Raw genomic sequence first — 17471 nt, 5'->3', positions numbered from 1 at the left:
AGTTACAGGAGAAAATCGCTCGCCCCCAGGTGGACGAGGCCCTTCAGCTGAACTTCGAAGTCATGAACGCCGTCGCCGTTCAGGTCGCCCTGGATAACGGTAGCGTCGCTCGCGGTTCCAGCCCTGTCGTCATAATGCCAAGCGAGCGCGCCGGCCTTGTGGTCGAAAAGGGCATTCTCCTGAGCCTGGAAATGGAAGGTTCCATCGCCCGCCGCAGAGCCATTCGCATCTATCGCCGAGAAGTCGATCTTATCGATTCCCTTCTGGAAGTCGGTGATGACGTCACGGTTCATGCCGGCCCCGGCTTCCGCCGCCGTCTTGAAAATAAACGCATCCGAGCTGGCGCCACCGGCCATGATGTCCTTTCCGGCACCACCAATGATGACGTCCGCGCCGCCGCCGCCGTACAGCTTGTCCGCGCCGGCGCCGCCATTGAGAACGTTGCTGCCGTTATTGCCGGTCAGCACGTCGTTGTAGCTGGAGCCAGTCACGTTTTCGATGCTGATGAACTTGTCACCGGTGGCATGCCCGCCCGATGCGGCCCCAGTGGCCAAGTTGACGTTGACCGCGCCGGAGCCTGCGTAGCCGGCCGTGTCCTGTCCGGTGCCGCCATTGATGACGTCCCCGCCGGCGCCGCCACTCAGCTTGTCTGCGCCAGCGCCACCATCGAGAACGTTGCGACCGCCGTTGCCGCCGGTGAGCACGTCGTTGTAGCTGGAGCCGGTCAAGTTTTCGACGCTGGCGAGCTTGTCACCGCTGGCCTGCCCGCCCGATGCGGTCTTGGTCGCCAAGTCGACGTTGACCGCACCGGAACCCGCATAGCTGGCTGTGTCGTTGCCATCACCGCCATCGAGCACATCAGCGCCGGCGCCGCCCTTCAACAGGTCATTACCGCCGAGACCCTTGAAGGTTTCGTTGCCGCCGTTGGACTGACCGGTGTGCGGCATGATGTCGTTGCCGCTGGTGCCGATGAATTCCTTCGTCGGTGCGGTTGGCGTTGTCGGTTGAGTCGGTGTGGTCGGCGCGGTTGGCGTCGTCGGTGTGGTTGGCGTCGTCGGTGTCGTGGGTGTCGTAGGTGTCGTAGGTGCTGTCGGTGTCGTCGGCGTTCCCGTTACCGGGGCGGAGCCCGATTCGTAGGCACCCATATCGACAGTCCCGACAACGCGAGCGTGGCCGTCCAGGTCGACCGAGCTGACGCCGTACTTGGCGGTTCCGCCGTCGATCGCAGACGAGGTGGAGCTGAGGTGGAAGTTGTCGCTCGCTGCCCCGGCGAATTTCGGGTCGACGCCGAGCTTGTTACCGTCCGCCGCGCTCGGCATCGCGTTGCCGCCGTCGGTCTTGACCGAGGCCTGGCCGGCCGTGCCGTTGTAAGTGATGTTGTTGGCCCAGACGACGTTGCTGTTCTTGTAGCTGTCAGTCGACGTGTTATCGATCGCAGTGTTGTTCTTGTTGATCGATGGGTCCGCGACGGCGATGTTGTTGACCCAGGTGTTGTTGCTCGACGCGGAGTTGCTGAGCTCGCCGCGCCACGTGCCGGTGTTCTGCGGGTCCTGATTGTTGTGGTAGGCGGTGTTGTTTTTCACCGTGACGGAGTCGCTCCAGGTAACCTGGATGCCTTTGCCGCCGTTCTCGTAGACGAGGTTGTTCTCGACCAGGGTCTTGAACGTGTAGTTCGGATGACCGCTCGTCTGGGTGCTCTGGAAATCGTCGATGATGATACCGTTACCATCGGTGTGTGCACCCGACTTCGTGACGTTGTCATGCGAGATGTTGTTGCGCACGATCGTCCGGTAGCCGTCCGTCGAAGTGTCGCCGGTGATGTTCCGGTTCTGGTAGATCGAGATGCCCGAGAACCAGCCCGTCGACGCGTTATTGTAGGTCTCGTTCCCTTCGATGCGGATGAAGTCCGACTGGTTGAACTGGATGCCCGACTCCCCGCTGCCGTGGACCTTGTTATTGAGAATGGAGACGTGATGGACGTTGTTCGCTTCGATGCCGTCGCCGTTGGCGCCGCCGATGTCAAAGCCGTTTATCGTCACATAGTTGCCGTTGACGCTGATCGCGTTCCACGAGCCCTCGGGCGGCCGGATCAGCGCCCCGCCGGGTACTTCAGAGCGCAGCGTGATGTTGCCTGCCGCCGAGCCGTCCTTGTCGATGTTGATGGCCTCGTTGTAGGTCCCCGCCTTCACCACGACCTCGTCACCGGGCCTAAGGTTCGACGCCATTGCCTCGCTGATCGTGCGAAAAGGAGACGAGGCACTGCCGTTACCACCGCTGCTGCCGGTCGTCGCTACGTAGTATGTCGTCATTGTCTTGTCCTCAACCTTAGCGTTGTTCTTTACCAATTGCTAATTTTAGTTAATCAGTCATTGCGGCGCGGGTTATAGGACGAGGTTCTGGAGGGCGCAACAGCAACGCGACAGTAAGTGCTTGAGAAACATAGCCATATTGCTGCCACATTATCGAAACCGATCAGAAGTTACGGTTTGAAATACTTGGTGAATTCCGATTCGCCCGAATTATGACACAATATATGTCTCGTTTGGCGCGAATTATTCTTTCTGCAACTATAGCGAAATGCGTCCATTGAAAACATTAGGAAAACGTGACGAGCGTAACAGGATTCCTCTCAAAAAAGACAGAATCGGCATTTTTTTCTAAATTTTGCATTTTTTTGAGGTTTGGTCATGATAATTGGCGCTATTGGGGGTGTTGTCGTAGCAAATTCGACCAAACCAATTGCGCGCCGCCGCTTTCCCATCGCCCATTTCGATTCGTGTGACGCCGGAAAAACCGCCCATGAAAATGGAGGGCAAGCCGAAAGTAGGAGTGCTTTGCTGGGCAAAGCATCCCGCATCACCGCAGCATCTCAATGGCCATGCCGAAGCGACGCGGAGAATGCTTTGCACTCCCCGCTGACAGACATGATCGGCTGCTCTTCTCAGCGATCCAGGAAGTGATCGAAATAGACCTTGGGGATCGGATAGGCATAGACCCCTCTGTCGAGGAAGCTGTGCCTAGAGAGGCAGCTTCTGAGGGCTGCGTTGTAATGCAGGCTTTGCGGGTCCGGCGAGCCTCTTCGCAATGAGCTTGCTTCCGGGACGCAGCGCTGAAGCGCTTTATCGTATCGGGCCAGGAGGACCGGATCGGTATCGACCCGAACGCCGCCATGATAGGATTGATAGTTCGAAGGGGCTTCCGCAGCCGAAATACAGCCTACACTCAGTACAAGACCTACTACCGCCATCAATCTCATTGGATACAGACCTCCCATGATCGATTATCCGAAGTAATCGAATGAGAAGTTATTGATTCCCATGTCTTCAGGCAAGCGGACTCATGACGTCCGAGATCCGGGTTGGGTTGGCGTGCGCGGAAGCATCTCCATCGTCAGGGTCGGTGGAGAAGCCATTGCGCAAAACGTGTTACATCAGCGCCGCAGAAGCGGCAGTATTACCCAGTATTCATTAATCCAGGAGATCGGCGGGGACTTTGCCGCCATTTTCCGAAAGCCGCTTCATCAGCGCCTTGTGCAGCCACATATTCATTTTCGCGGAATCACTGGTGTCGCCGGTATAGCCGAGTTCGGCGGCGAGTTCCTTGCGCTCGGTCAGGCTCGCATCCATCCCGACAGCCTTCATCAGGTCCACGATCGAGCGGCGCCAGTCGAGTTTCTGGCCGCTCTTCTTCACAGCCGCGTCGAGGATGGGAACGATATCGACGGCGGCTGTTGCCGGGGCAGGGGCCGTGGCTGGCTTGCTCTGTGCGGGAGAGGCCGTAGGCGCCTGACTGGGCGCAGCCGACGGTGAGACAGGCGCCTGGGCTGGCGCAGCCTTTGGCGCGCTGGCGGCAACGGGTTCGGCTGCTTTCGCTTCTCCGAAGATGGCATGTTTGATCTTATCGAAAATACCCATTCCTGAACCTCCGGCTTCGTAAATTAGAACATGCTGAACATGGAGTTCCCAGCGGCCATATCCAGAAGCGCGAGGGTTTATTTTTGCCCCTTCAATCGCGGGAAGGAAAACTGAGATGGTGGGACAAGGTCAATCCACTTAACGGCAGGCGTCGGCCTCCCGCTGAACGTGAAAGACCCGCCGGACCAGAAGGGACGGCGGGTCTCTCGGAAGCTTCAGCAGATCCGGCTTAATGCAGGATCTGGCTGAGGAACAGCTTGGTGCGCTCGTGCTGCGGATTGTCGAAGAATTCGGCCGGCGAGTTCTGCTCGACGATCTGGCCCTGGTCCATGAATATGACGCGGTTGGCGACCTGGCGGGCAAAGCCCATTTCATGGGTGACGCAGAGCATGGTCATGCCTTCCTCGGCGAGACCCACCATCGTGTCGAGCACTTCCTTGATCATTTCCGGGTCGAGCGCCGAGGTCGGCTCGTCGAAAAGCATGATCTTCGGGTTCATGCAGAGCGAGCGGGCGATCGCCACGCGCTGCTGCTGACCGCCGGAAAGCTGGCCTGGATATTTATTGGCCTGTTCCGGGATCTTGACGCGCTTCAGGAAGTGCATGGCGATTTCTTCCGCCTGCGCCTTCGGCATCTTGCGCACCCAGATCGGCGCCAGCGTGCAGTTTTCGAGGATCGTCAGGTGCGGGAAGAGGTTGAAGTGCTGGAACACCATGCCGACCTCGCGGCGCACCTCGTCGATCTTCTTCAGGTCGTTGGTGAGCTCGGTGCCATCGACGATGATCTTGCCCTTCTGATGCTCTTCGAGGCGGTTGATGCAGCGGATCATCGTCGACTTGCCCGAGCCCGAAGGCCCGGCGATGACGATGCGCTCGCCACGCATGACCTTCAGGTTGATGTCGCGCAGCACATGGAAATCACCGTACCACTTGTTCATGTTGATGATTTCGATCGCCACTTCCGTTGCGGAAACGGTGAGCTTTTTAGCTGGAGCTTCAGCCATGATTATTTTCCCTCATTCTTATCGTTTGTGGCCGGTGTCGAGGTGACGTTCCATGAATGCTGAATAGCGCGACATGCCGAAGCAGAAAAGCCAGAAGGCGAAGCCGGCGAAGATCAGCCCCGTCAGCGGCGTTACTGCGGTCGCCCAGCTCGGATCGACGAAGTTGAGACGAACGATGCCGAGAAGGTCGAACATGCTGATGATCGACACCAGTGACGTATCCTTGAACATGCCGATGAAGGTGTTGACGATGCCTGGGATCACCAGCTTGATCGCCTGCGGCATGATGACCAAACGCATCTTCTGCCAGTAGCCGAGCCCGAGTGAATCGGCGCCCTCGAACTGGCCCTTGGGAATTGCCTGCAGGCCGCCGCGGATGACCTCGGCCATATAGGCGGAGGCAAAGATCGATACACCTACGATCGCGCGCAGGAGCTTATCCACCGTCCAGCCGGCGGGCAGGAAGAGCGGCAGCATGACGCTCGCCATGAAGAGGACGGTAATCAGCGGCACACCGCGGACGACTTCGATGAAGATGATGCAGACCGTGCGGATGACGGGCATCTGCGAGCGTCTTCCGAGCGCCAGGACAATGCCGACCGGGAAGGAGACGGCGATGCCGACGAAGGAGAGCACCAGCGTCACCAGCAGCCCGCCCCAGAGTGGCGTCTCGATGATTTCCAGGCCAAATCCGCCGTAAAGCAGAATGAAGGCGACGATCGGCAGCGCGATGAAGAGGAGGATGGCGTTCAGGCTCTTGCGCGGCGCCGAGGGGATGAGCATCGGCACCAGCAGGAGGACGAAGAGAATGCCGACCAGCGTCGGCCGCCAGCGCTCGTCGAGCGGATAACGTCCAAAAACGAACTGGTCGAATTTGGCATTGACGAAGGCCCAGCACGCGCCGCTCCAGCCGTCCGGCTGAATGCCGCCCTGGACTGTTGTGGCGCAGAAGGTGCGGTCCGGACCGGTCCAGACCGCCTGTATGAAGAGCCAGTCGATCGCGTGGAGGAGGGCCCAGCCGATAAAGACGGCAGCCAGGATGGTAAGGACTATGTCCTTCGGTGTCGCAAGCAGGTTGCGGCGGATCCAGGCTCCGGCGCCTTTTTCCCCTGAAGGGGCCGGCTCCGGCGCCAGCATGGCGGTTCTGACGAAACTGTTGCTCATCTTATCTCTCCACCAGCGCCATCTTGGCATTGAACCAGTTCATGAACAGCGAGGTCACGATACTGAGGGCGAGGTAAATGACCATCCAGATCAGGATCACCTCGACAGCCTGCCCGGTCTGGTTCAGCGTCGTGCTGCCGACGGCGACGAGATCGGCAAAGCCGATGGCGATCGCCAGCGATGAGTTCTTGGTGAGATTGAGATACTGGCTGCTGAGCGGCGGAATGATGATGCGGAAGGCCTGCGGAATGACGACCAAACGGGTGATCGACGAGGGATGCAGGCCCAGTGCTGCGGCAGCTTCCGTCTGTCCCTTCGGCACACCGCGGATGCCTGCACGCACGATTTCGGCGATGAAGGCGGCGGTGTAGAAGGAAAGCGCCAGGAACAGCGAGATGAACTCAGGCCCGACGACGGAGCCGCCGGTGAGATTGAATTTGCCCGCGATCGGATAATCGAAGGAAAGCGGCGTCCCCGCGACCAGGAAAGCAATGAGTGGCAGGCCGATAAGCAGGCCGATCGAAACCCAGATCGTGTGGAACGGCTGCCCCGTCGCCGCCTGCCGGCGGTGCGCCCATCTGGCCGTCGCGATAACGGCGACGATCGCGATGACGAAAGCGATGCCGACGATCCAGAAGCCCTCACCGAAGATTGGCTTGGGAAAGGAAAGGCCGCGATTGTTGAGATACGACCCGAACGGCAGATGCAGCGACTCGCGCGCATTCGGCAGAACCGCCAGAACGCCCGAATACCAGAAGAAAATAACCAGCAGCGGCGGAATATTGCGGAAGACTTCCACATAAACCGTGCAGAGCTTGGCGATCAGCCAATTCCGCGACAGCCGGCCGATGCCGATGAGGAAGCCGATGATGGTGGCTGTAATGATGCCGGTAACGGCGATCAGAATCGTATTCAGAAGACCGACGACCAAGGCGCGGCCATAGGTCGAATCGGCTGAATAGGCGATCAGCGATTGGCCGACTTCGAAACCGGCGCGGCCATTCAGAAAGCCGAAGCCCGATGCGATGTTGGCGCGCGCCAGATTGACTGCCGTGTTGTGCGCAACAAACCAGACGAAGGCGACCAGCGATACGATGGTAAGGACTTGAAAGAAAATGCCCCGAACTCTCGGGTCGTAAAGGGCGGACTGAAAGCTCCAGCCGCTCCTGGCTATAGGTGTTGAACCCGCAACCTGATGCGTCATACCTGGCCAATTCCCCACGTTATGCGCTCCTTTTCGGAGCTTTTTTATAGGAGGAGGAAAGGCAGTTTCCCGCCCTTCCGGCTTTCATGCGTAATGCCGATCAGCGAACCGGCGGCGCGTACTGCAGGCCGCCCTTGTTCCAGAGAGCGTTGAGACCGCGTGCGATCTTCAGCGGGCTGCCCTGGCCGATATTGCGTTCGAAGGATTCGCCGTAATTGCCGACGTTCTTGACGATGTTGTAGGCCCAGTCGTTGGTCAGGCCGAGATCGGTGCCGATCTTGGTATCGGCTTCAACACCGAGGAAGCGCTTGATGTCGGGGTTCGGCGAGTTCTTCATGTCGTCGACATTCGCCTGCGTGATGCCGAATTCCTCGGCATTGATCATGGCGTAGCCAACCCAGCTGACGATATCGAACCACTGGTCATCACCCTGGCGAACGGCCGGGGCGAGCGGCTCCTTGGAGATGATTTCCGGCAGGATCGCATGTTCATCCGGGTTCTTCAGCGTCAGGCGCAGCGAATAGAGACCGGACTGGTCGGTCGTGTAGACGTCGCAGCGGCCGGCATCATAGGCGGCGTTGACCTCATCCAGCTTTTCGAAGACGACCGGGTTGTACTGAAGGTTGTTGGCCTTGAAGTAGTCGGCGAGGTTGAGCTCGGTGGTCGTGCCCGACTGTACGCACACGGATGCGCCGGACAGTTCGAGCGCCGACTTCACGTTCAGGCTCTTGCGAACCATGAAGCCCTGGCCGTCATAGTAATTGACGAAACGGAAGTTCAGGCCGAGAGCGGTGTCGCGGTTGATCGACCATGTCGTATTGCGGGCGAGCAGGTCGACTTCCCCGGATTGAAGAGCCGGGAAGCGGTTTGCAGCGCTGAGGGGGGTGAACTTCACCTTGGTGGGGTCGCCGAAGACGGCTGAGGCGACGGCCTTGCAGAAGTCGACGTCGAAGCCGGCCCAATTGCCGGATGCGTCAGGTGCGGAAAAGCCGGCGAGACCGGTATTGACGCCGCACTGAACGAAACCTTTTGCCTTTACGTCTCCAAGGGTAGTGGCTGAAGCAGCCGAGGTGCCAAGAGCGAAAACTGCTGCGCCGATCGCGGCCGACAGAAGCTTGTTCTTCATTTTTTTCCCAACCTTTTCCGTTGTCTTATATTTTCTTGTGGGGAGTTCCGGCGGAAAAACCTGCCGCCCCCATTGTCTCGACACCCTCCCGGCGCGAGTGACTCTATCACAGTCGCAAATGTCACCATGGTCAAGTGTCGCCATCAATAATTGCGGCAAATTTCAGGATTTTGGCAGATTGCGCTGCATTCCTGGGCTGCTGACTATGAAATAGGCGTCCGCTTGCGGAAAAATAACGCGAAAATCGAAAATTCGCTCATTCCGCAGCGCCGCCTGCAACGATCTTCAAGGGGTTGACCGGAAACGGCGAGGCGTCCAAAGGTTCGCTCTCGCGCTTCTTCGCCAAAGGCCATTTCCGACATGAACGACAAAGACAGTCTGCTTGAGAACGCCGGCATCAACACCCGCCTGACCCATATCGGCAACGATCCTTTCGACTATCACGGCTTCATCAATCCGCCGGTCGTGCATGCTTCGACGGTGCTTTTTCCGAATGCCCGCACGATGGAGACGCATGCGCAGAAATACACCTACGGGACGCGCGGCACGCCGACGACGGACGCGCTCTGTGAGGCGATCGATGCGCTCGAGGGTTCCGCCGGCACGATCCTCGTACCCTCGGGTCTTGCCGCCGTGACCATTCCGTTCCTGGGTTTCGCCGCCGCCGGCGATCATGCGCTCGTCGTCGATTCGGTTTACGGCCCCACGCGCCATTTCTGCGATACGATGTTGAAGCGCCTCGGCGTCGAGGTGGAATATTACGATCCGTCAATCGGTGCCGGAATCGAGGCGCTGTTCCGGCCGAACACGAAGATCGTCCATACCGAGGCTCCCGGCTCCAATACCTTCGAAATGCAGGATATTCCGGCGATCTCGGCCGTTGCGCACCGCCACGGCGCCGTCGTCATGATGGACAATACCTGGGCGACGCCGCTCTATTTCAGGCCGCTCGATCACGGCGTCGACATTTCCATTCACGCTTCGACGAAGTATCCGTCGGGTCATTCCGATATCCTGCTCGGAACCGTGTCGGCCAATGCCGAGCACTGGCCGCGGCTGAAGGAAACGAACGGCGCGCTCGGCATCTGCGGCGCGCCCGACGATGCTTACCAGATCCTGCGGGGACTGCGCACCATGGGCCTGCGCCTCGAGCGGCATTATGAAAGCGCGCTTGATATCGCGGAATGGCTGGAGGGCAGGGAGGATGTCGCCCGCGTGCTGCATCCAGCCCTGCCGAGTTTTCCCTCCCACAATATCTGGAAGCGCGATTTCAAGGGTGCGAGCGGCATCTTTTCCTTCGTGCTTGCCGTAGACAGCCCGGAAAAGTTCAAGGCAAAGGCGCATGCCTTCCTCGACGCGCTCAGGATTTTCGGTCTCGGCTATTCCTGGGGCGGCTTTGAAAGCCTTGCCCTGCAAGCGAATCTTAAAGATCGCACCGTCGCCAAAGCCCCGACCGACGGCCCGGTCATCCGCCTGCAGATCGGTATCGAGGACGTGGCCGATCTCAAGGCCGACATCGAACGGGGTTTTGCAGCCGCAAGCGCCGTCTGAGCGGATGGCCGGCGCGCCGTCATCGCCTATGGCAGATGCACGGCGCGGTAGCCGTAGATCCAGTCGAGATCGGCCGCCAGGCTTTGCGGCGGCTTGAGGCCGAGCACGAAATCCCGGCCGATCCGGATCGGCCCCTTGGCATGATAGGCGAATTGGTTGAAGGCGCCGCGCTGGCGAAGCCTTGCTATGCGTGGCGCGCGATGTTTTTCGAAAAGCGAAAGCGCTTCCGCGACCGGACGGCCGGGAAGAAAAGCGGCAAGCTCGTAGGCGTCTTCGATCGCCATCGCCGCGCCCTGTGCGGCAAAGGGCATCATCGCATGCGCGGCGTCGCCGATCAAAACCGTCCGTCTTCCGTCCTGCCACGCGCCTGCCGTGGTTTCGAACAGCGGCCAGAACGTCAGCTTCGCCTGTCTTTCGAGAAGCGACAGGATGGCGGTGTTCCAGCCGGAAAAGCGCGCCCGCAACTGCGCGCGCTGCTCGGCCGCCGGCTCGCTTTGCCAGGTCTGCGGCGCGAGGTTGCCGGCGGTAATCGCCACCATGTTGAAGCTGCCGGCCTCCTTCAGCGGATAGGAGACGAGATGCGCCGAACCGCCGAGGAAAGCGGAAACGCACGTCCGATCGAGAAAACCGGGCGCTTCCGCTTCGGTAATGGTGAAGCGGTAGGCGATATTGCCGGAAAAACGCGTCGAGGGGCTGGCGGGAATGGATTGCCGGAGCTTCGACCAGACGCCGTCCGCGCCGATGACGAGATCGGCCGTGCTCTCGCAGGGCGGTAGGCTCGCCTCCATCCGTACGCCGAGATGAAGCCGGCAGAGCGGATCTGCCTCGACCGCAGCCAGAAGGGTTTTCTGCAAGGTGGTGCGATGCAGGACGCCATAGGGCGCGCGCCAGCGCTCCCGTGCGAATTTGCCTGCCGGCACGGCCGCGAGCTGGCGCAGCGAACCGCCCGAGATCAGCCGGATCGCGTCCGGCTCGAGCCAGACCTTCGACAGTTCTTCGAGGACGCCGAGTTCGTCAAGGATGCGGGAGGCGTTCGGTGACACCTGCAATCCGGCGCCCACCTCGGTGAGTTCGCTTGCCTGCTCGAAAATCTCCGAGCTGATGCCGCGGCGTGAAAGCGAAAGGGCAGCGGTCAGCCCTGATATCCCGGCGCCGATGATGGCGGCGTGTTCGACCGGCATTGTCCGTCCGATCCTGGCCTGGACTGACTACGCCGCCTTCACGTGGAAGACGCAGCCGGCCGGGTTGGTCTGGCTCGGCTTGAGCGAGGAATTGAAGCGATAGAGCGTCGAGCAGTAGGAACAGACCTTCTCGTTGTCGTCGCCCATGTCGATGAAGATATGCGGGTGGTCGAAGGGAGCCGAAGCGCCGGTGCACATGAACTCCTTGACGCCGACTTCGATAACCCGGTGACCGCCGTCGTTCTGGAAGTGGGGGATGTTGTGGCCGGCCATGTCGCTCTCCGAATGCTTTGAAATGTGCGCGGACCTTATAAGTCTTCGCCGCAAATGTGTAGAGCCAAAGCGCCGCGCCCGGCACAGTTTTTAGCCAGTTTCCGGCTTCACGCTGGCGGGCGGCTCGATTATGGTCGCGCCAAAAAGGAAGGCCGATGAACCTGAATACGCCAGTTTTTTCAAGCTTCACCCACGACGGATTGAAACTCGCCTTTTTCGACGAAGGCGATCCATCCGGCGAGCCCGTCTTGTTGATCCACGGCTTTGCTTCGACGGCAAACGTCAACTGGGTGCATCCCGGCTGGCTGAAAACGCTAGGCGATGCCGGCTACCGGGTGATCGCCATCGACAATCGCGGCCACGGTGCAAGCGACAAGCCGCACGATGCCGAAGCCTATCGTCCATGGGTCATGGCCGGCGATGCGATCGCGCTGCTCGACCATCTCGGCATCCCGGAAGCCAATATCATGGGCTATTCGATGGGCGCGCGCATTTCGGTGTTTGCAGCGCTCGCCAATCCGCATCGGGTCCGTTCGCTGGTGCTGGGCGGCCTCGGCATCGGCATGACCGACGGTGTCGGCGACTGGGACCCGATCGCCGATGCGCTGCTGGCTCCCTCGCTCGACGAGGTGACGCATGACCGCGGCCGGATGTTCCGCGCCTTCGCCGAGCAGACGAAGAGCGACCGCCTCGCCCTTGCCGTCTGCATTCGCGGCTCGCGCGATCTGGTTGCACGCGCGGATATGGGCAAGCTCGATATGCCGACGCTGATCGGCGTCGGCACGAAGGACGATATTGCCGGCTCGCCGCAGGAATTGGCGGCGCTGATGCCCAATGCCGAAGCCCTCGATATTCCGGGTCGCGACCATATGCTCGCGGTCGGCGACAAGGTCTTCAAACAGGCGGTGCTGGCCTTCTACGGAAATATCTCCGACCGGTGACACATAATCGTGATGCCGAAAAGCCATGCTAAAAAACCATGGCGGCGGCACCCATTTATGTTATTGCCGTTTTCCTCTATATATTGGCATTCCGAAAACGGCATTCCTGTTGGTAACGAGGAGAGCGGCGATGGTCGCAAAGACAGACATTCGTGCCTTTGAGACAGGCCATCCCGTGAAGGTGATGGATCCCATCTGGGACAGCCTGCGCGAAGAAGCACGGATCGCGGCCGAAAAAGATCCGGTTCTCGCCGCCTTCCTCTATTCGACGGTGATCAACTACCATTCGCTCGAGGAATGCGTCATCCATCGCATCTGCGAACGTCTCGATCATCCCGACATGCAGGCGAACCTGCTGCGCCAGACCTTTGAAGAAATGCTGCTCGACTGGCCGGAGTGGAGTTCCATCCTGCGCGTCGATATCCAGGCCGTCTACGACCGCGATCCGGCCTGCCTGCGCTTCATGGAGGCTGTGCTCTATTTCAAGGGTTTCCATGCGTTGCAGACGCATCGTCTCGCTCATTGGCTGCTGAACCGCGGCCGGCGTGATTTCGCGCTCTATCTGCAGAGCCGCTCCTCCAGCGTCTTCCAGACCGACATCAATCCGGCCGCCCGTATCGGCAAGGGCATCTTCCTCGACCACGCGACCGGCCTCGTCGTCGGCGAGACCGCCGTCATCGGCGACAACGTCTCGATCCTGCATGGCGTAACGCTTGGCGGCACCGGCAAGGAAGGCGCCGACCGCCACCCGAAGATCGGCAGCGGCGTCATGATCGGCGCCGGCGCGAAGATCCTCGGCAATATCGAGATCGGCTACTGCTCGCGCGTTGCCGCAGGTTCCGTCGTCCTCAAGGCGGTGCCGCCGAAGAAGACGGTCGCGGGCGTCCCGGCCAAGGTCGTCGGCGAAGCCGGTTGTTCCGAGCCGTCGCGCAACATGGACCAGGTAATCGGCGCCGATATCTGAGCGCTAGGTAAAGGATAGGACGGGCGGCAGGAACGGGGCGGGGACAGGCCATGCCAAGTGGCAACCTTGCCTTTACACCGCTGCTTTTCCTGTGCAAGAAGCGGTCAATCAAGACCGCTTACGGAGATGACAGAGTGAAGCCAGAAGAAATCAAGAAGCTCGACGCCTATTTCAAACGTACGCTCAACCCGCAGATCGTCGTCAAGGCGCGTCCGCGCAAGAACGATTCTGCGGAAGTTTATCTCGGCGAAGAATTTCTGGGCGTCGTCTATGTCGATGACGAGGACGGCGACCGCTCCTACAATTTTTCGATGGCGATCCTCGACGTCGATCTTTGATCATACTCGAACGCTTCAAGAGGACCGGGCGGCGCGATCCGCCCGGTTTTTTTTGTTTTTTTGCCGTCGAGCTAAAATTTATTTGAAGCCTCAGGTTGCAGCTTTGTGATATATATTAGCAAAATCAATTAAAGACGTACGTGCCCCGGCGCGCAGGCTTTGTTTTATAATTGTAACACAACCATTGGGAGTTTTGCGCCGCACAAGACTACTTGACTATTTGTGCATTGCAGCTACCCTGCCGCCATCCAACAGCCCAACGGAGGACGGTCATGTTCAACTTTGACGATGCCAACAAGAAGAGCAAGGAAGCCGTCGACACGGCGCTGAGAACCTATTCCGAAACGGCCAGGGGCTTTCAGGCGATTGCCACAGAAGCCGCCGAATATTCCAAGAAGTCCTTTCAGGACGCAGTGACGCATTTCGAAACGCTGGCCGGCGCCAAGAGCTTCGAGGCCGCTTTCGAACTGCAGACCAGCTACGTCAAATCAGCCTATGAGAGCTTCGTCTCCGAGACGACGAAGCTCGGCGAAATGTATGCCGATCTCGCCAAGTCGGCCTACAAGCCCTATGAGGCGCCGATCGCCGCTGCTGCCGCCGCCGTTGCCAAGTCGCCGAAATCGCCGCAGCCGGCGACACCCGCTGCCGCCTGAAGTAACGTCGAAAGCGCAACCTGCGCTACATATTGAAAAACCAAGACCGGCTACGCATCTGTAGCCGGTCTTTTTTGTTTCCACTTTCATTGCTGCGTCCGTGTGTGGATCGTCCGGGGACTTTTTTAGTCTTTCCCGTGCATGCCGGCATTTCTTGATTGCAGTGTCTGACAGGGGGCTTAAAATCGGCCTATTATGAACTAAGTTAGTGTTTCAGATATTCGGCGGGAAAAGCACCCTCCCATGCTCTGCCGGGTTGATCGAGGAATGAATGAAAATGATCGCAAAGCCGATCCGGATGCAGAACGACAGCGAAAGGAACGGGGATAACGGAAATCGCGGAACCTCGGTCATCACGCGCACCAAGCCGAAGACCAAGAAGCCCAACCTCTATCGCGTACTGCTTCTGAATGACGACTACACTCCCATGGAATTCGTCATTCACATTCTGGAGCGTTTTTTTCAGAAGGATCGTGAAAGTGCCACCCGCATCATGCTCCATGTCCACAACCACGGCGTCGGCGAATGCGGAATATTCACATACGAGGTAGCGGAAACGAAGGTCAGCCAGGTGATGGACTTCGCCCGGCAGCACCAGCATCCGCTGCAATGCGTCATGGAAAAGAAGTGAGGATCTGAACGTGCCAACATTTTCGCCTAGCTTAGAGAAGGCGCTCCATCAGGCACTGACCTTTGCCAACGAGCGGCATCATGAATATGCCACGCTCGAGCATCTGTTGCTTGCCCTGATCGACGATGCCGATGCGGCCGCGGTCATGGGTGCCTGCAACGTCGATCTCGACGCGCTGCGCAAGACGCTCGTCGAATATGTCGATAACGAACTTTCCAACCTGATCACCGGATATGACGAGGATTCCAAGCCGACCTCCGGTTTCCAGCGTGTCATCCAGCGCGCCGTCATCCACGTGCAGTCTTCCGGCCGCGAGGAGGTGACCGGCGCCAACGTGCTCGTCGCCATCTTCGCCGAGCGTGAGAGCCATGCCGCCTATTTCCTGCAGGAGCAGGAGATGACGCGCTACGACGCCGTCAACTATATCTCCCACGGCATCGGCAAGCGGCCGGGCGCTTCGGAGGCTCGTCCTCCCCGCGGCGCCGAGGACGAATCGGAAAGCAAGCCGACCGCGCGCGGCGGCGAGGAAGAGGGCGGCCCCAAGAAGCAGCAGGATGCGCTCAAGGCCTATTGCGTCAATCTCAACGAGAAGGCCAAGGGCGGCAAGATCGATCCCCTGATCGGCCGTCACGCCGAGGTGAGCCGCACCATCCAGATCCTGTGCCGCCGCTCGAAGAACAATCCGCTCTATGTCGGCGATCCCGGCGTCGGCAAGACGGCGATCGCCGAGGGCCTTGCCAAGCGCATCGTCGAAGGCAAGGTTCCCGAGGCTCTCGCCGATGCGACGATCTTTTCGCTCGACATGGGCACGCTGCTCGCCGGCACGCGCTATCGCGGCGATTTCGAAGAGCGCCTGAAACAGGTCGTCAAGGAACTGGAAGAATATCCGGGCGCCGTGCTCTTCATCGACGAGATCCATACGGTGATCGGCGCCGGCGCCACCTCGGGCGGCGCGATGGATGCATCGAATCTGCTGAAGCCGGCCCTGTCGTCGGGCGCGATCCGCTGCATCGGTTCGACCACCTATAAGGAATACCGCCAGTTCTTCGAAAAGGACCGGGCGCTGGTCCGTCGCTTCCAGAAAATCGACGTCAGCGAACCCTCGATCAATGATGCGATCGAAATCATGAAGGGCCTGAAGCCCTATTTCGAAGAATATCACCACCTGCGCTACTCGAACGACGCCATCAAGTCGGCCGTCGAACTGTCGGCCCGCTACATCTCCGACCGCAAGCTGCCCGACAAGGCGATCGACGTGATCGACGAAACGGGTGCGGCCCAGATGCTGCTGCCGCCCTCGAAGCGCCGCAAGCTGATCACCGAAAAGGAGATCGAGGCGACGATCGCCACGATGGCGCGCATTCCGCCGAAGACCGTCTCCAAGGACGACGAAGCGGTGCTCGCCAATCTCGAGCAGGAGCTGCGCTCGGTGGTCTATGGCCAGGATATCGCGATCGAAGCCCTTTCGACCTCGATCAAGCTGGCGCGTGCCGGCCTTCGCGAGCCGAACAAGCCGATCGGCGCCTATGTCTTCTCCGGTCCGACCGGCGTCGGCAAGACCGAGGTGGCAAAGCAGCTGGCATCGTCGCTCGGCGTCGAACTCCTGCGTTTCGACATGTCGGAATATATGGAGCGGCATACGGTTTCCCGTCTGCTCGGCGCACCTCCCGGCTATGTCGGCTTCGACCAGGGCGGTCTTTTGACCGATGGCGTCGATCAGCATCCGCATTGCGTGGTCCTGCTCGACGAAATCGAGAAGGCGCATCCGGATATCTACAATATCCTGCTGCAGGTGATGGACCACGGCACGCTGACCGACCATAACGGCAAGAAGATCGACTTCCGCAACGTCATCCTGATCATGACGACCAATGCGGGCGCGTCCGAAATGGCCAAGGCCGCAATCGGCTTCGGTTCGTCCAAGCGTACCGGCGAGGATGAGGAGGCGCTGACCCGGCTCTTCACGCCGGAGTTCCGCAACCGCCTCGATGCGATCATTCCCTTCGCGGCGCTGCCGACGGCCGTCATCCACAAGGTCGTGCAGAAGTTCATCATGCAGCTGGAAGCCCAGCTTTCCGAAAGGAACGTCACCTTCGACCTGCATGAGGATGCGATCGCCTGGCTTTCCGAAAAGGGTTACGACGAGAAGATGGGTGCCCGCCCGCTCGCCCGCGTGATCCAGGACACGATCAAGAAGCCGCTTGCCAACGAAATCCTCTTTGGCAAGCTGAAGAAGGGCGGCGTCGTCAACGTCACCGTCGGTCCGAAGGAAGACGGCAAGCCTGGCATTCTGCTGGAGGCCATTCCGGATACGGCGCCGATCAAGCCGAAGCCGGAAGCCGAACTGGTTCATCCAGAAGCTGGCCACGACGATGATGGCGAGCTGAAGACGAAGCCGGTCAAGAAGACGAAGGCCAAGACCGTGCCGCAGCCGGAGCCGGAAGTACGCGATGCCCCGAAGAAGGGCTCCGCGGTTCCGAAGGTTCCGCGCAAGAAGTGAGATCGTTTCACCGAATTGAAAAAGGCCG

General features: G+C 59.7%; 16 protein-coding genes. 7 read left to right on the top strand and 9 right to left on the bottom strand.

Annotation, left to right across the window (positions count from 1 at the left end):
• Positions 1-2: 2 nt before the first annotated feature.
• The 7 genes from ATY78_RS02990 to ATY78_RS02960 all read right to left on the bottom strand — a co-directional run bounded on the left by ATY78_RS02990 (position 3) and on the right by ATY78_RS02960 (position 8411).
• Positions 3-2309 carry a choice-of-anchor Q domain-containing protein gene (locus ATY78_RS02990; RefSeq protein WP_088680875.1) on the bottom strand — a complete coding sequence of 769 codons (2307 nt, stop codon included), beginning with the start codon at positions 2307-2309 and terminating at the stop codon, positions 3-5.
• 632 nt (positions 2310-2941) lie between these two features.
• Positions 2942-3256 (bottom strand): hypothetical protein, encoded by a 315-nt coding sequence (locus tag ATY78_RS02985; RefSeq protein WP_088681032.1) that lies wholly within the window; start codon positions 3254-3256, stop codon positions 2942-2944.
• Positions 3257-3467: 211 nt separating this feature from the next.
• Positions 3468-3914 carry a DUF3597 domain-containing protein gene (locus ATY78_RS02980; RefSeq protein WP_088680874.1) on the bottom strand — a complete coding sequence of 149 codons (447 nt, stop codon included), beginning with the start codon at positions 3912-3914 and terminating at the stop codon, positions 3468-3470.
• A gap of 229 nt (positions 3915-4143) precedes the next feature.
• A complete protein-coding gene (locus ATY78_RS02975; RefSeq protein WP_088680873.1) occupies positions 4144-4917 on the bottom strand; it encodes an amino acid ABC transporter ATP-binding protein in 774 nt (257 codons plus the stop codon).
• A gap of 18 nt (positions 4918-4935) precedes the next feature.
• Complete coding sequence (locus ATY78_RS02970) at positions 4936-6081, bottom strand: amino acid ABC transporter permease (protein ID WP_088680872.1); 1146 nt, start codon at positions 6079-6081, stop codon at positions 4936-4938.
• A 1-nt stretch (position 6082) separates the two neighbouring features.
• Positions 6083-7285, bottom strand: a complete 1203-nt coding sequence (locus ATY78_RS02965) for an amino acid ABC transporter permease (protein ID WP_088680871.1) — start codon at positions 7283-7285, stop codon at positions 6083-6085.
• A gap of 100 nt (positions 7286-7385) precedes the next feature.
• Positions 7386-8411: an amino acid ABC transporter substrate-binding protein gene (locus ATY78_RS02960; protein WP_088680870.1), complete on the bottom strand. Its 1026-nt coding sequence runs from the start codon at positions 8409-8411 to the stop codon at positions 7386-7388.
• Positions 8412-8771: 360 nt separating this feature from the next.
• Between ATY78_RS02960 and ATY78_RS02955 the strand changes: the two genes are divergently transcribed.
• Entirely contained in the window at positions 8772-9962 is a 1191-nt protein-coding gene (locus tag ATY78_RS02955) for a cystathionine beta-lyase (protein ID WP_088680869.1), read from the top strand.
• A 26-nt stretch (positions 9963-9988) separates the two neighbouring features.
• Here the strand turns inward: ATY78_RS02955 and ATY78_RS02950 are convergent, their stop codons facing one another.
• Entirely contained in the window at positions 9989-11143 is a 1155-nt protein-coding gene (locus tag ATY78_RS02950; protein WP_088680868.1) for an FAD-dependent monooxygenase, read from the bottom strand.
• A gap of 27 nt (positions 11144-11170) precedes the next feature.
• Positions 11171-11416, bottom strand: a complete 246-nt coding sequence (locus tag ATY78_RS02945; RefSeq protein WP_008526950.1) for a zinc-finger domain-containing protein — start codon at positions 11414-11416, stop codon at positions 11171-11173.
• Positions 11417-11571: 155 nt separating this feature from the next.
• Here ATY78_RS02945 and ATY78_RS02940 point away from each other — a divergent pair, with 155 nt between their 5' ends.
• From ATY78_RS02940 to clpA, 6 genes are all read left to right on the top strand, one after another.
• Positions 11572-12357, top strand: coding sequence for an alpha/beta hydrolase (locus tag ATY78_RS02940; RefSeq protein ID WP_088680867.1), 786 nt, complete (start codon positions 11572-11574; stop codon positions 12355-12357).
• 130 nt (positions 12358-12487) lie between these two features.
• Positions 12488-13321, top strand: coding sequence for a serine O-acetyltransferase (gene cysE / locus ATY78_RS02935; RefSeq protein WP_088680866.1), 834 nt, complete (start codon positions 12488-12490; stop codon positions 13319-13321).
• Positions 13322-13455: 134 nt separating this feature from the next.
• A complete protein-coding gene (locus ATY78_RS02930; RefSeq protein ID WP_008526943.1) occupies positions 13456-13659 on the top strand; it encodes a DUF3126 family protein in 204 nt (67 codons plus the stop codon).
• A gap of 272 nt (positions 13660-13931) precedes the next feature.
• Complete coding sequence (locus ATY78_RS02925) at positions 13932-14312, top strand: phasin family protein (RefSeq protein ID WP_088680865.1); 381 nt, start codon at positions 13932-13934, stop codon at positions 14310-14312.
• 277 nt (positions 14313-14589) lie between these two features.
• Positions 14590-14943, top strand: coding sequence for an ATP-dependent Clp protease adapter ClpS (gene clpS / locus ATY78_RS02920; protein WP_008526939.1), 354 nt, complete (start codon positions 14590-14592; stop codon positions 14941-14943).
• Positions 14944-14953: 10 nt separating this feature from the next.
• Positions 14954-17443, top strand: a complete 2490-nt coding sequence (clpA, locus tag ATY78_RS02915; protein WP_088680864.1) for an ATP-dependent Clp protease ATP-binding subunit ClpA — start codon at positions 14954-14956, stop codon at positions 17441-17443.
• The last annotated feature ends 28 nt before the right edge of the window (positions 17444-17471 follow it).

The sequence above is a fragment of the Rhizobium sp. R635 genome (assembly GCF_002211285.1).
GTDB lineage: Bacteria > Pseudomonadota > Alphaproteobacteria > Rhizobiales > Rhizobiaceae > Rhizobium.
Note: the sequence above shows the minus strand (reverse complement) of the source record. Positions and strands in the feature narration are given on the sequence as shown.

Bases quoted from the DNA above. Each gene is read 5' to 3' on its own strand.
- ATY78_RS02990 (WP_088680875.1), bottom strand. From the start codon at position 2,309: ATGACGACATACTACGTAGCGACGACCGGCAGCAGCGGTGGTAACGGC.
- ATY78_RS02945 (WP_008526950.1), bottom strand. From the start codon at position 11,416: ATGGCCGGCCACAACATCCCCCACTTCCAGAACGACGGCGGTCACCGG.
- ATY78_RS02980 (WP_088680874.1), bottom strand. From the start codon at position 3,914: ATGGGTATTTTCGATAAGATCAAACATGCCATCTTCGGAGAAGCGAAA.
- ATY78_RS02955 (WP_088680869.1), top strand. From the start codon at position 8,772: ATGAACGACAAAGACAGTCTGCTTGAGAACGCCGGCATCAACACCCGC.
- ATY78_RS02985 (WP_088681032.1), bottom strand. From the start codon at position 3,256: ATGAGATTGATGGCGGTAGTAGGTCTTGTACTGAGTGTAGGCTGTATT.
- ATY78_RS02965 (WP_088680871.1), bottom strand. From the start codon at position 7,285: ATGACGCATCAGGTTGCGGGTTCAACACCTATAGCCAGGAGCGGCTGG.
- ATY78_RS02940 (WP_088680867.1), top strand. From the start codon at position 11,572: ATGAACCTGAATACGCCAGTTTTTTCAAGCTTCACCCACGACGGATTG.
- ATY78_RS02970 (WP_088680872.1), bottom strand. From the start codon at position 6,081: ATGAGCAACAGTTTCGTCAGAACCGCCATGCTGGCGCCGGAGCCGGCC.
- ATY78_RS02950 (WP_088680868.1), bottom strand. From the start codon at position 11,143: ATGCCGGTCGAACACGCCGCCATCATCGGCGCCGGGATATCAGGGCTG.
- cysE (WP_088680866.1), top strand. From the start codon at position 12,488: ATGGTCGCAAAGACAGACATTCGTGCCTTTGAGACAGGCCATCCCGTG.
- ATY78_RS02960 (WP_088680870.1), bottom strand. From the start codon at position 8,411: ATGAAGAACAAGCTTCTGTCGGCCGCGATCGGCGCAGCAGTTTTCGCT.
- clpS (WP_008526939.1), top strand. From the start codon at position 14,590: ATGATCGCAAAGCCGATCCGGATGCAGAACGACAGCGAAAGGAACGGG.
- ATY78_RS02975 (WP_088680873.1), bottom strand. From the start codon at position 4,917: ATGGCTGAAGCTCCAGCTAAAAAGCTCACCGTTTCCGCAACGGAAGTG.
- ATY78_RS02925 (WP_088680865.1), top strand. From the start codon at position 13,932: ATGTTCAACTTTGACGATGCCAACAAGAAGAGCAAGGAAGCCGTCGAC.